The sequence below is a fragment of the Alkanindiges hydrocarboniclasticus genome (assembly GCF_001982605.1).
GTDB lineage: Bacteria > Pseudomonadota > Gammaproteobacteria > Pseudomonadales > Moraxellaceae > Alkanindiges > Alkanindiges hydrocarboniclasticus.
Genome location: NZ_MLCN01000008.1, coordinates 41,595 through 54,709, shown reverse-complemented (window position 1 = coordinate 54,709; position 13,115 = coordinate 41,595). Strand labels below are relative to the sequence as shown.

12 protein-coding genes, 1 tRNA gene and 1 other RNA gene are annotated in these 13,115 nt (G+C 45.0%); 6 read left to right on the top strand and 8 right to left on the bottom strand.

All coding sequences use genetic code 11. The annotated features are described in order from the left end of the window. Positions 1-16: 16 nt before the first annotated feature. Positions 17-1,069 (bottom strand): AraC family transcriptional regulator, encoded by a 1,053-nt coding sequence (locus BKE30_RS03410; protein WP_076877257.1) that lies wholly within the window; start codon positions 1,067-1,069, stop codon positions 17-19. A 183-nt stretch (positions 1,070-1,252) separates the two neighbouring features. Between BKE30_RS03410 and BKE30_RS15810 the strand changes: the two genes are divergently transcribed. Then, the gene (locus BKE30_RS15810; protein WP_143253637.1) at positions 1,253-1,546 is read left to right on the top strand and encodes a hypothetical protein; all 294 of its coding nucleotides are present in this window, start codon (positions 1,253-1,255) and stop codon (positions 1,544-1,546) included. 41 nt (positions 1,547-1,587) lie between these two features. On the opposite strand, the gene BKE30_RS03405 is transcribed toward BKE30_RS15810, so the two are convergent. Next, positions 1,588-2,634, bottom strand: a complete 1,047-nt coding sequence (locus tag BKE30_RS03405) for a lipase secretion chaperone (RefSeq protein WP_076877256.1) — start codon at positions 2,632-2,634, stop codon at positions 1,588-1,590. A gap of 128 nt (positions 2,635-2,762) precedes the next feature. Further along, positions 2,763-3,764 carry a lipase family alpha/beta hydrolase gene (locus tag BKE30_RS03400; RefSeq protein WP_406564663.1) on the bottom strand — a complete coding sequence of 334 codons (1,002 nt, stop codon included), beginning with the start codon at positions 3,762-3,764 and terminating at the stop codon, positions 2,763-2,765. A gap of 392 nt (positions 3,765-4,156) precedes the next feature. On the opposite strand from BKE30_RS03400, the gene BKE30_RS03395 reads away from it, so the two are divergent. Continuing rightward, entirely contained in the window at positions 4,157-4,930 is a 774-nt protein-coding gene (locus tag BKE30_RS03395; protein WP_076877254.1) for an SDR family oxidoreductase, read from the top strand. 44 nt (positions 4,931-4,974) lie between these two features. Here the strand turns inward: BKE30_RS03395 and BKE30_RS03390 are convergent, their stop codons facing one another. Next, on the bottom strand, positions 4,975-6,015 hold the full coding sequence (locus BKE30_RS03390) for an AraC family transcriptional regulator (RefSeq protein WP_076877253.1): 1,041 nt from the start codon (positions 6,013-6,015) through the stop codon (positions 4,975-4,977). A gap of 279 nt (positions 6,016-6,294) precedes the next feature. Between BKE30_RS03390 and BKE30_RS03385 the strand changes: the two genes are divergently transcribed. Further along, on the top strand, positions 6,295-7,587 hold the full coding sequence (locus tag BKE30_RS03385; RefSeq protein ID WP_076877252.1) for a serine hydrolase domain-containing protein: 1,293 nt from the start codon (positions 6,295-6,297) through the stop codon (positions 7,585-7,587). 518 nt (positions 7,588-8,105) lie between these two features. Here the strand turns inward: BKE30_RS03385 and BKE30_RS03380 are convergent. The 4 genes from BKE30_RS03380 to coaD form a co-directional block, all read right to left on the bottom strand. Then, positions 8,106-8,182: transfer RNA gene (locus tag BKE30_RS03380), tRNA-Met, on the bottom strand. Between the two features lie 107 nt (positions 8,183-8,289). Then, positions 8,290-8,653, bottom strand: an RNA gene (gene rnpB, locus BKE30_RS03375) — RNase P RNA component class A. Between the two features lie 45 nt (positions 8,654-8,698). Further along, entirely contained in the window at positions 8,699-8,971 is a 273-nt protein-coding gene (locus BKE30_RS03370; RefSeq protein WP_076877251.1) for a YfhL family 4Fe-4S dicluster ferredoxin, read from the bottom strand. Positions 8,972-9,010: 39 nt separating this feature from the next. Beyond that, positions 9,011-9,502, bottom strand: coding sequence for a pantetheine-phosphate adenylyltransferase (gene coaD, locus BKE30_RS03365; protein ID WP_076877250.1), 492 nt, complete (start codon positions 9,500-9,502; stop codon positions 9,011-9,013). A gap of 168 nt (positions 9,503-9,670) precedes the next feature. Between coaD and smpB the strand changes: the two genes are divergently transcribed. From smpB to cysN, 3 genes are all read left to right on the top strand, one after another. Next, entirely contained in the window at positions 9,671-10,150 is a 480-nt protein-coding gene (gene smpB / locus BKE30_RS03360) for an SsrA-binding protein SmpB (RefSeq protein ID WP_076877447.1), read from the top strand. Positions 10,151-10,448: 298 nt separating this feature from the next. Further along, entirely contained in the window at positions 10,449-11,357 is a 909-nt protein-coding gene (cysD, locus tag BKE30_RS03355; protein ID WP_076877249.1) for a sulfate adenylyltransferase subunit CysD, read from the top strand. 123 nt (positions 11,358-11,480) lie between these two features. After that, a complete protein-coding gene (gene cysN / locus BKE30_RS03350; RefSeq protein ID WP_076877248.1) occupies positions 11,481-13,109 on the top strand; it encodes a sulfate adenylyltransferase subunit CysN in 1,629 nt (542 codons plus the stop codon). Positions 13,110-13,115: the final 6 nt, after the last annotated feature.

Genomic DNA, 13,115 nt, shown 5'->3' with positions numbered 1-13,115 from the left:
ATTTTTTTAGCGCAGATTAGCCATGATCGACGGTAATGCTTATCTGCGCTGGCGTGGCCTGTATTGACTGTAATTCACGTTCCTGCTGTGGCGTATGGCCTGTCCATTCCTTATAGGCACGGGTGAAGGCACTATGTTCGGAATAGCCCAGCAATAAGGCAATATCAACAATTTGCAATCTGGGGTCCTGCAAATAAAACCGGGCCAGCTCGTGCCGTACCATGTTTAATTCACGGCGAAAACTGGTTCCTGCTTCTGTCAGCCGTCGCTGCAAGGTGCGCCGTGAGCAACACAGCAAATCTGCCAGTTGTGCAATATCAGGTTCACCCTGACGCAGTAAATAGGCAATCTGCTTGCGCACCTGCTCAACAATTTCCTGTACCTGTGGCAATCTGGCCAGCAACTGATCGGCATGCTGATCCAGCACGGCAATCAATGCAGGATCAGGGCTTTTTAAGGGCAAGCTCAGCATATTCAGGCCAAAACGCAACAGGGGTTTGGGCTGCTCAAACAGCACCGGACAACCAAAATAGTCCTCATAAGGCTTAATGTCAGCGGGCTGCTCATGAATAAAATGCACGGCCAGCAATGAAGTAGTACCCCGAATCAAGCTACGGCAAAACTGCACCATCACCGTACGCCCGGTTTCATCCACCAAGCCCCCAGCTTGATAGTCCTGAATATCCCAGGTTAATTCAATGTACGCTGGCCCAATATCAATGCTTGCAGGCACAACATCAAAAATCAGTCGCTGATAACGCTCAAAACGCTGCATAAGTGCGCCAAAATTATCACAGGCCAGCAGCACCGAACCCAGAATGCCCAGATGCCGGGCAGTAATGGTTTGCCCCACATGCAAGCCAATGAGGGGATCATTCAAATGCTGTTTTGCAGTTTGTAACAGTTGATCCCAATGCGCTACAGGCATACCACCAAGGCCTTGCACATCAGGCACAGGCCATGGTTCACCCAGTACGCTTTCAGGGTCATGGCCCTGAGCTTCCAGATACTCAAATAGCAATTGCACATAAGTCTCTGGAATCATCTTGCGGTGTAGTGGTTTGCCCAAGCAGCCAATCTCTTAACAGACACGGTTGGCGCAAAGTATCAAATGATTCATTAAAAATTGTCAAGCCTATATCCGCACGGGCTTATCGACTGTCTATAGAATGCTGGGGCTGGGTGCAGTACAGAAGCAAAAGCCAATCCAGCCGTAAAATCACAGCAGAAACACTCAAGCATGAACATTTGAATGGATATTGAAGGTGTCAGCACACCTGTGTTTGCCACCCTGCAAATGTCATCAGCCACGCAGGATTTTATTCGACAACGACCTATTACCTTGAAGCTGCACCACTACCCCTTCCCTTACAGCCAAGCGCCATCATTAAAAACCGTTACCATTGAAATAAACTTCGAGCGGGCTGATAAAGAGCCATGTCTGGATATTTACCCTACCAAGAAATTCTCAATGTGCTGGTCTACCTATAAGAAAAATTTAAGGCTACCCAGCATATTACTGCTACCCCGTTGCTTCACTGGGTAGCAGTAATACGCCAAGCTTCAAGGCAGGCAGTTGTTTTCCGGTTAATTTCGCTTAAGGGATATTTGCTCATAGGTTTGCACACGAAGCTGCTGCTCTGGGGTATTAAACATGCTGGCCCTTAATGAATCAATTTCCCGTTGACGCGCTTGAGGATCTGCGACTGACACATTAATTTGTTCACGCGCGGCCAAATAACTGTTTACTTGTTTCTGCCATATTGCATTATTGGCATCCAGAACGGCCAGACGGTCTGCGGCTGCCTCACCCACCAAATTGACACGCATCTTACGTAATTCTTCTGGAGAGCCACCCTGCGCCTGAATTTGCTTGGTTAACTTTTGAATCTCTGCATACTGCATGAGAGACTTCATACTCTTGGCTAATTCTGGCGGCTGCCGGGCAATGAGGTCAGCAATTTGTTCTGCTTTTTGAGCAGCACTTAAACTTGAGTCAGCATTAATTTTCATCTCTGCAATCGTATACTGCGTGTACGCATCTTCATTGCCAAAAAAAGCTTCTTCTTCTGGCGGCGTAAAAAACTGCTGCCGTAAGTTTTTTACCCTATATAAAATACCCTCTAACACCTCAGGAGTTATTTTTTCAATTTTTGTAAATTTTAGACTTTGTTGCTGACTCGCATGCCGATATGCCATGTACTTATCAAGCAATTGCAATGCATAAGGGGACGCAGTGGGAGGCAGTACAGTGTTTAAATACAGATCAATATCAGCTACGAGTTGCGATTCGGTTTTTTCACCCAGACTGGATAAGAAATAATCAAAACAGTTACGAATGCCAGTCGTTAAAATCAATTGTTTTTCCTGGTCGATTGCCAAGGAACAATCAACTTCCGTACCACGCAAGGAGGGTGCCAGCGTTGGCAATTGAGCAACTGGCTTTGGATTTAATGACATCTGGACAGCCGTTGGTATATTTATGGCCGCACTGGCTTTCTGTAATGTCCCAACATTTTGACTTACCAGTATTTCAGTAGATTTTGGCTTAAGTTGCCAAATCATCAAAAGGACCACAAGGCAAAAAATAGTGATACCAATGACCAAGCCACCTTTTTCCAAGATTTTTTTCATCGCTAATTTCCTTTTAGCTTGCCTGCTTGTATTAAGCGTTCTTGATCGGGAAAGATACGAGAGGCTATTTTTCCCGATCAAGGCTGAGTTAAAAATCAATCAATTATAAATCAATTACTTAACAACTATTATAATCCGGCAACCTTCAGGCGATTGGCATGTTGACGATACAGTGTCACTGGGCTGACTTCAAAAGGACTGACCAACCCTGCAACCTGATTGACTTCATCTAAATGATTTTGAAAATAATTATCACGAATGACCATACCAAGGTGGCTAGAGCATTTCGGCACCAAGCCATCACTGGGTTCACTGATTAATAGGCCAGTCGCTGTCAATAATGGCGTCGCAGGATTGAGAGGATTGGTTAATTTACCTGTCCCACTCCATGAATAATAACGGATACCATTTACCATAGCGGCACCCTGGCCGCACTTTGTAGTTGGTATGCCTTGAGGAAATTTTTTATTAAATTCAGCTGCTCCTGTTGAGGTAAGTGCGTAAAGACTGGCTTGCGTATCTTGTGAATAATATTGTCCCGCTGAGACATTGATTAATGTAAAAAACGAATCCATTGCCGTTGATACCACTGTCGATACGATACGGCCTAATACCGGGGTCTTAAGCAGTGTATAAATATTATCTGCAACTGGTGATCCAAGATTTGGGCCGGCAACACCTGTGACTGAGGCAACCTGATCAGGAATCACGCCTGCGACATAACGAATAGATTGACTCCCATGACTATGGCCGATCAGGTTTACTTTACTGTCACCCGTAATGGCCAGAATCTGCTGCACCTGATCCAGCAGTTGCTCACCCCGGTTCTCGGAGGAATCAAGAGAAGCTTCATGGGTGATAAAAACATTACCGCCATTGGTGGTCAGATTTTGTGGAATCCCATACCAATAGTTAAATTCACCAATTGAAGAAAATCCAGCCGCGCCATTTGCAAAAACCAGAGGATATTTTGTTTTGGCATAACTGGAGGACACTGTTTGACTACCACCTGCATTGGCATGACAACCAGAAATATTGCATAACTGAAAAGTTGAAGTTTCTGCAATGCTTAATGTCGATACACTCAGGCCAGCAGTTACCAATAAAGGCAATAATGCTAATTTCATAATAGATCCCTTTAAATTTAATTAATATTTTGTTCCCCTGATATCCAGATCTATGACAATTACGCCTTCCCGGCCAATTCCCTACTCCACCATGAGTACTAAATCTTGATTTCAGGTTGAGAGATTATGTTTTTTCCATCAATCAGGCAGTGAGATGTAAAAGAGTCAATATGATTATCATTTGCGGCCAAATTTTAATCACCACTTTAAAAAAGACTTTTATTTTATAAAGTTAAGGGCTGAGATAAGCCGATCAGTAGTATTTTTTTAGTGAGTATGGCCTGAATTGATAAGCAATATGACCGCCCAACGGCTCATGGCATGCCAGGATTTAAGAAATAATAATCAAAGCAGTGTCTTATTTTGTACATGACTATTTATCTGGCAGGAATCCAATGGAAAAAAAAGCTGTTTTTATTACTGGCGCAGGTGCAGGAATTGGCCGCGCTACGGCACTTTTATTTGCGCAGCAAGGCTGGTTCGTAGGGCTTTATGATCGTGATGAAGGCGCTGTACAGGCTTTAGCAGCACAACTGGGCCATGAGAATGCAATAGCAGGAAAACTTGATGTTACTGAGGTTGAAGATTGGCAAAATACGCTTGCCATGTTCTTTGGGCATACGGGGCGGCTGGATGTGCTCATCAATAATGCCGGAATTCTTTACTCCGCACGATTTGAAGATCTGAGTATTCAAAAGCATAAACAACTCATTGATATAAACCTGCTGGGTGCATTAAATGGCTGTCATAGTGCCTTACCTTATCTCAGGCAATCGCCCACTTCTCGCGTCATTAATATGTCTTCTGCTTCTGCCATGCATGGTCAAGTTAATCTATCCAGCTATTCTGCCAGTAAATTTGCAATTCGGGGTTTAACTGAAGCACTGGATAATGAATGGCGGGAATATGGTATTCGCGTTGTTGATGTCATGCCATTATTTGTACAAACTGCAATGGTAGCCAATGTGACTATAGGCAGTGTAAGCAAACTTGGTGTACACCTCAGCCCGCGTGATGTTGCTAAAGCAATCCTGCAAGTGGCCACCAGTCACCCGTTATTTACTGCCCTGCATAATCCGGTTGGGCTACCTTCTCGGCTGCTGTACACGGCTACAGGCTTTACGCCAGACCGCTTGAATCACTGGTTCAATCATATTCTGGGAAAATAATAGATGTGGTTGAAGCTCAAGTCGCTGTATTCACTTTATAATTCTTAACGTTTAATCAGCACCCGGTATTCACTGGGTGTAATGCCCATCCACTTACGAAATGCGCGGGTAAAATTTGCAGGATTAATATAACCCATGAGTTCTGCCACTGTGCTGATATCCAGTGAAAGGTTGTCCAGTAGTTTTAAAGCATCAGCCTTTTGTGTATTTTCCAGTAATAACTGATAACTCGCACCCTGACTGATTAATCGCCTTCTTAAGGTGCGAACCGACATATGCAACTTTTCAGCCAGCTCATGCTGTGTTGGATAATGATTATGGCTTAATACCATGTGCTCAAGCACGCGGCTGATGAAATCCTTGGCTGTATCTTCCAGAACAATCCTTTCCCGCTCACATTGAGCAATACAATGTTTTAAAACATCCGGATTATAGGTTAAAAGCTGACGATCTAGAATTTCTACGGGAAAACGGCACTGGGTTGTAGGCATGTTATAGCGAATTGGCGGCAGCTGGTTCCGGTAAGCCTGATAATATTCAGGCTCTGCATAATCTAGCCATATCTCAGCATTGATCTGCGTATCACACAATAAAATCTGAATAATGCGATAAAACATAGCGACCAGTGCATCAAAATGCAGGATGCGCACTTCATCAGGATAAGCCGCATTTACATAGAGGCTCACAATGCCATACTTATCCTGTTCAAGAAATTGACAGCGAATCGTACGCTCTCTTATATGCCAATACCGCTCTGCCAACTTTACGGCTTCACGCAATGTTCGACAACACAGCAATGCAATACCCAGACTACCATGGGCAGTAGGTGTCAGCCGCAATCCAATTTCAAAGCCTAAGCCCTTATTACCGGTAAGCTCAACAATAAGCGCAATTAACCAGAAATGATTAATCGGTGGTACCACGCCTAGGGTATCGTGCAATATATTTTCGCTAAGCCCAACTTTGTGGATTAAGTCCAGCTCATTGAGACCCCGCTCTGTGGCAATCTGTAGCAAGGTCTGAAGATAGATAACAGGGATACGCGGCTTATATATCCACTCCAAGTTGTTGTTTTCTGAGCTCATTCCATTTGGCCGCAATTGATTGGTAACTTGTCCTTATAGCATCTCACAACTATCTTGGTTTTAGCAAATACTTACCCCGGTATCGCTATGCGCATCAAAACGTAAGCATGATTGCCTTATATCTGCGAGCTTACGAATGTTTGATGACACATAAAAAGCATAGCTCGCTCAACAGTAGCCTTTGCAAGACTGACCTTGGATCAAGAGTAAAAAAGATCATTTACTCTTTAACCTATCCGCTGTCTGTGTGGGAATCGCTGAAAAAACATAGGAAGTACAATGAAATTCTTTTCGACACACACAATTCAGGTTCCTCAAGATATCAGCAGTGTAACCAGAACTGGTTCAAATGAAGTACTCCCAGAAAAGGCCGGAATGACTCAGGTGCAGGTAGCGCGTATCTGGAGCGCAATGGAGAAGTTATATCTAACTGGCAATCATCCCATGCTCGCTATCTGTTTACGTCGGTATGGCCAGATAGTGCTTAATCGCAGTATTGGTCATGCCCAAGGTAACAGCCCTACCGATTCCGCTACAACGCCAAAACTAATTGCTACCCCGGATACACCCCTATGCTTATTTTCAGCGTCTAAAACCTTTACAGCAGTATTAATTCATCTCTTGAATGAACGCGGTTTAATAAACTTGCTAGACCCTGTTAGTTATTATATTCCTGAATATGCTGTTCACGGTAAGCAGGAAACCACGATATTACATTTGCTGACCCACCGTGGAGGCATCCCGCAACTCGCAAATGAGTCAGATCCTGAGTTACTATTTGATCACAGGAGCTGTGTTAAAAAGATCTGTGCGGCCAAGGCTATCTTCCCAGCAGGACATCACCCAGCCTATCATGCCATTACCGCAGGCTACATCTTAGGAGAGATCATTGAACGTGTAACGCAGCAAACGATCAAGGAATTCCTGCAAGAAAATATTTCTGTTCCCATGGACATGCCTTACTTAAACTATGGTCTGGCCAGTGAATATCGATCTATTGTTGCGCAAAATTGCATCACTGGCCTTAACCCGGCGCTTGGTACAAATGCTTTTTTTAAGCGCATGCTAGGCGGTGACTTACAGTCCATCGTCAATGTCACAAACGATCCTCGCTTTATGGATGCCGCTTGCCCAGCTGGTAATATTTATACCACTGCTGAACAGTCTGGTCGCTTTTTTGAGATGTTACTAAATGGCGGAATATATAAGGGAAAGCAGATTTTAGCGCGGACTACTGTTCGTAGGGCGACCATGGAAAATGCGCGGACTTCGTTTGACCGGACATTAGGGATGCCCATGCGTTATAGTGCAGGCTTCCAATTAGGATCATATCCATTTGGCATTTATGGGCCAGCAACCCGACAGGCTTTTGGTCATCTGGGTCTATCCAATAATTTTTGCTGGGCTGATCCTGAACGTGATATTAGTGTATCCATATTGTCTAGTGGCAAATCCATTATTGGCTCTCATCTCTTTGCTCTGGTGAATTTGCTGTGTCAAATTTCAACGCAGTGTCACGCTGATCCACATTCAACATTTAAGAAAAAGATGAGTGAGCTCTACACGGTATAAACAGGAGAATAATTTGTTTTTTACAGTAAGGCTTGCTATAGGATGTATAAGTGATCACTCGTTGATAATCACTTTAAAACTCAATATTAAAAACTTGTTCCTGCCCATATGGCTTATTCATCTACGCGATGGCAAACGCATCATTAAGGCCTTTTGTGTACTACTGCATCGTCTAAACTGGGTGTCATAGGTTGTACCTCGACAATAAACTAAGCATAAAAAAGCCCTAGCAGGAACAACCCACTAGGGCTTTTTTATGGGATGCTTTGGTAGTAGCTGGAGTGACGTTTAAAGGGTTTATAGACAAATAAGATTTATATTATATAACCCATACCATTAAAAAAATGAGCTGTGTTGAGATTTATTGAGCCTGAATAAAACAGTCAAAATTGTTTTAGTTAAAATTTTGATACCATGATTATTTTAATGAAACGCTTTAATGACAAGGGTTTTGATGCTATTTGAGAATGCTTGAAACGCAGATAAAAAAAAGTCACTCGGGTGAGTGACCTATAAAATGGTGGCTATGGCGAGACTCGAACTTGCGACCCCAGCATTATGAGTGCTGTGCTCTAACCAACTGAGCTACATAGCCTTAAACTGTGCGCGCATTATCATTATTTCTTTACCTGCCGTCAAGCCTATTTTCAGCTTGGGCGCCTAAAAAGCAGGCAAATCAATCAAATTATTTTCAGTAATCAGGCTTGAAGTGAGTCTATAAGCCGGGTTCTGTCGAGGACGATCATTCCTCTAGGCGTATCGTCACCAATACGCTCAAGCAACCTACCCGAATCCAACGCGGGCCACGCCAAGGGATTCCTATTTGGTCTTGCTTCTGGTGGGGTTTACCATGCCGTGACCTGTTACCAGACACGCGGTGCGCTCTTACCGCACCCTTTCACCCTTACCAACCTGCCTAAGCAAGCTGGCGGTCTGCTCTCTGTTGCACTTTCCGTCGGCTTTCACCGCCCAGGCGTTACCTGGCACCATGCCCTATGAAGCCCGGACTTTCCTCCCCTGCTTTAGTCACGAAGACCTCCACAGCAGCGACCGTCCAACTCACTTCAAGGCGCGCATAGTAGCAAAAAAAACAATGCCGTGCTGTTAATTTTCAGCCGTTTTTTTCACTACCGGTCTGTACTGCCTGCAACCGTTCATATTTTTGCATCAGGTCCTGGGGGCTTTCTACATGCTCAGAATCGTGCGGAATGCAGTCTACCGGACAAAAAAGCTGGCATTGTGGCGTATCAAAATGTCCGACGCATTCCGTACATAGGTCAGGATCAATCTGGTAGATTTCCTCACCCATGTAAATGGCCTGATTGGGGCAAACCGGCTCGCACACATCACAATTAATGCATTCCAGCGTAATTTTTAAAGCCATGGTTTATCCCGGTTTTATCACTAAATCTACCAGTCGTTTTTACCAGCCACCTTGCGCATGTTTTTGGGCAAAAGCCTCAGACACCACCTTGGGTACAAACTTGGTGACATCACCTTTTAGGCGGGCAATTTCACGCACCAGCGTAGATGACACAAATGATAAATGCTCAGATGGGGTTAAAAACACCGATTCAAACTGGCTATCCAGTTGGCGGTTCATATTGGCCAACTGAAACTCATATTCAAAGTCAGATACAGCACGTAAACCACGCAGCACTGCGGTGGCCTGCTGCTCCTGAAACAAATTCACCAGCAAGCCACTAAACCCAATCACCTTAATATTTTTAAGATCACTTAAGGATTGCTCGGCCAGTGCAACCCGCTGTTCCAGACTAAACACCGGATTTTTATGATGGCCTGCTGCAATGGCCACGACCACTTCATCAAACATTTTTGAGGCACGCACTACAAGGTCAACATGACCATTGGTAATAGGGTCAAAAGTGCCCGGATAAAGTACTTTAGTGGCCATTGCTTCTGCTCGGTTGCTAATAAATTTGCCCTAGTTTAGCAAAAATCAGAGGCCAAAAACCTGTTTTTAATCTCAGGGCAACCACCGGACAAATGCTATAACCAAAATTAACTAAATCCGCTGGCCAAAATTAGGTAAACTAGTGTTCTTATTGGATTCTTGATGAATATGAATAAAACCACTGTCAAAAAACTGCATCAGGGCGGTACGATTGCCCAGAATCGCCGGGCCCGTCACGACTATTTTATTGAAGAAAAATTTGAAGCCGGCATGTCGCTACTGGGCTGGGAAGTCAAATCCCTGCGTGCTGGCAAGATGAACCTGTCCGAAAGCTATGTCATTTTTAAAAATGGCGAGGCGTTTTTGTTTGGCAGCCAGATCATGCCGCTATTGTCTGCATCGACGCATGTGGTTCCAGAGGCCAATCGCACGCGAAAGCTATTATTATCGCGCCGTGAAATTGAAAAACTGATGGGTGCAGTGAATCAAAAAGGCTATTCCTGCGTGCCTTTGGCTTGCTACTGGAAAGGTGCATTGGTAAAATGCGAAATTGCGCTGGTCAAAGGCAAGCAAATGCATGACAAGCGTGCCACTGAGAAAGACCGTGACTGGTCGCGTGAAAAACAGCGTGTGTTTAGGACTGCCTAAGCACCGCTTTTACTATATAACGATGAATTGCTTAAAACTTAACTGTTGATTTAATCCATTTAACTCCCAATCACTTTATTTTTCTGTGCTGCCTGCTGACTTTAATCCTTCCAGACATCAGTTTAACCCTGCACTCAGCATTCTTTTAATTAAAATTAATAACTATCAGTATGTTCAAAAGTTTTATTAATATAGCTTATCAGCCTATCTGAGCGTGATTCCTGTAAAAGCAGCCGTAGCCCAAGGCAAAACGTGTTACAATACTGCGTTTAAAATTTAGTCCTTGCTGGGTAAATAAATGACTGAGGAAAGACTCACACATCTGAAACAGCTTGAAGCTGAAAGCATTCACATCATTCGTGAAGTTGCAGCCGAATTTGATAATCCGGTGATGCTGTATTCCATTGGCAAGGATTCTGCGGTCATGCTGCATCTGGCCATGAAAGCATTTTACCCTGCCAAGCCACCGTTCCCCCTAATGCATGTGGATACCGGCTGGAAATTTAAGGACATGATTACCTTCCGTGATCAAATGGCTAGCAAACTGGGGCTGGAGCTGATTGTTCACCAGAACAAGGAAGGTCGTGAAGCCGGGATCAATCCTTTCACGCACGGTAGCTCCAAATATACCGACATCATGAAAACACAGGCACTCAAGCAGGCACTGGACAAATACCAGTTTGATGCGGCTTTTGGTGGCGCGCGCCGTGATGAGGAAAAATCCCGTGCCAAGGAACGTGTGTACTCCTTCCGCGATTCAAAGCACCGCTGGGATCCCAAAAACCAGCGTCCTGAGCTGTGGAATATTTACAACGGTAAGGTGAACAAGGGCGAAAGCATTCGGGTGTTCCCGCTGTCCAACTGGACTGAGCTGGACATCTGGCAATATATCTACCTTGAGCAAATTCCACTGGTTCCACTGTATTATGCTGCCGAGCGTCCGGTGGTTGAGCGCAATGGCACCCTGATTATGGTGGACGATGAGCGCATGCCACTCCGCGCAGGTGAAGTACCGCAAATGAAGTCGGTGCGTTTCCGTACGCTGGGTTGCTATCCATTAACTGGTGCAGTTGAATCTGCCGCAGATACGCTACCTGAAATTATTCAGGAAATGCTGCTGACCACCAGTTCCGAGCGTCAGGGCCGCATGATTGACCATGATGAAGCCGGCTCAATGGAAAAGAAAAAGCAGGAAGGTTATTTCTAATGAAAACACTGGCGCGGATATCGCATTGCCTAGTATTGCATTGAGTGCCACGCCACTGTTTTTCCTGATTGCGCTATAGCCATTGTATAGAAGCCACCGTATAGAATTTTTGGAGTTATTCGAATGTCTCATCAGTCCGAGCTGATTAGCCAGGATATTTTGGCCTATTTAAAGCAGCATGAACAAAAAGACCTGCTCCGCTTTTTAACCTGCGGCAACGTGGATGACGGTAAAAGTACCCTCATTGGCCGCCTGCTGTATGATTCAAAGCTGATCTACGAAGATCACCTACAAGCGGTAACCCGTGACAGCAAAAAAGTGGGCACCACGGGCGATGCACCTGATCTGGCATTGCTGGTTGATGGCCTGCAAGCCGAGCGCGAGCAAGGCATTACCATTGATGTGGCTTACCGTTATTTCTCAACTGAAAAACGCAAGTTCATCATTGCCGACACCCCGGGACATGAGCAATATACCCGTAACATGGCCACCGGTGCCTCAACCTGTGACCTTGCCATTATCCTGATTGATGCGCGATATGGCGTACAAACCCAGACCCGGCGACACAGCTATATTGCTGGCCTGCTGGGCATTAAGCACATCATTGTTGCTGTCAATAAAATGGACTTGCTGGAATATTCGCAAGCCCGTTTTGATGAAATCAAGCAGGATTACCTGAATTTTATTGACCAGCTTGGCAACCGCAAGCCTACTGAAATTCACTTTGTACCGATGTCTGCCTTAAATGGCGACAATGTGGTAAATCCGTCAGAACATACGCCATGGTACCAAAACAATGGTAATCAGGGCCAAACCCTGATGCAGATTCTGGAAACCGTGCAGATTAACCGTGATACCAGTAAGCGTGATTTCCGCTTTCCAGTGCAGTATGTCAATCGCCCAAATCTGGACTTCCGTGGCTTTGCGGGAACAGTGGCGTTGGGTTCGGTGCGTGTGGGCGACGAAATTGTGGCGCTACCTTCCGGTAAGCGTAGCACAGTCAAGGAAATCGTCACTTTTGATGGCAATCTGGAACAGGCATCTGCTGGTCAGGCGGTCACCCTTACCCTTAATGATGAAATTGATATCAGTCGCGGCAATATGCTCACCCATGCTGATAGCGCGCCACTGATTTCACGTGCGGTGCGTGCTACCGTGGTATGGATGACCGAACAGCCACTGGTTAAAGGCAAGCTGTACAATATTAAGGTTGGTTCACAAAATGTACCAGCCGTGGTTAGCCAGATTAACTATCGGGTTGATGTGAATACGCTTAAGCAAAATACTGCTGAGCACGTTGAACTCAATGGCATTGCCGATGTCGTGGTAGAGTTTGATACCCCAATTGCATTTGATCGCTATGCAGATAGTCGCTACACCGGCGCGTTTATCTTTATAGACCGCCTGAGCAACGTCACTATTGGCGCAGGCATGATTGAAGATTCAGTTCAATTGTCTGATCAGCAGCGTCCCGTTAGTTCAGAAGAGCGTGCAGCACGTCTTGGTCAAAAACCTGCGGTACTGGGTTTATCTGCCGGGTTGCTGGTGCAGGGTGAAACCCTGGAACGTTTGTTATTACAGCGCGGCATTGTATCTATTGCCAATGCTGAACTGAATGACCATGAGGCTGCCCTGCTTCGTAATACAGGTATTACGATACTGGTAAGTGAACAGCTTAAAGCTGACTCAACAGTGACAGCAACAACACTTGAAGAAGCCGTTGAGCAAATTGTTGAGTTTGTTAGGTTGTAAATTTAG

Bases quoted from the DNA above. Each gene is read 5' to 3' on its own strand.
- BKE30_RS03385 (WP_076877252.1), top strand. From the start codon at position 6,295: ATGAAATTCTTTTCGACACACACAATTCAGGTTCCTCAAGATATCAGC.
- cysN (WP_076877248.1), top strand. From the start codon at position 11,481: ATGTCTCATCAGTCCGAGCTGATTAGCCAGGATATTTTGGCCTATTTA.
- BKE30_RS03370 (WP_076877251.1), bottom strand. From the start codon at position 8,971: ATGGCTTTAAAAATTACGCTGGAATGCATTAATTGTGATGTGTGCGAG.
- BKE30_RS15810 (WP_143253637.1), top strand. From the start codon at position 1,253: ATGGATATTGAAGGTGTCAGCACACCTGTGTTTGCCACCCTGCAAATG.
- BKE30_RS03405 (WP_076877256.1), bottom strand. From the start codon at position 2,634: ATGAAAAAAATCTTGGAAAAAGGTGGCTTGGTCATTGGTATCACTATT.
- cysD (WP_076877249.1), top strand. From the start codon at position 10,449: ATGACTGAGGAAAGACTCACACATCTGAAACAGCTTGAAGCTGAAAGC.
- smpB (WP_076877447.1), top strand. From the start codon at position 9,671: ATGAATAAAACCACTGTCAAAAAACTGCATCAGGGCGGTACGATTGCC.
- BKE30_RS03395 (WP_076877254.1), top strand. From the start codon at position 4,157: ATGGAAAAAAAAGCTGTTTTTATTACTGGCGCAGGTGCAGGAATTGGC.
- BKE30_RS03390 (WP_076877253.1), bottom strand. From the start codon at position 6,015: ATGAGCTCAGAAAACAACAACTTGGAGTGGATATATAAGCCGCGTATC.
- coaD (WP_076877250.1), bottom strand. From the start codon at position 9,502: ATGGCCACTAAAGTACTTTATCCGGGCACTTTTGACCCTATTACCAAT.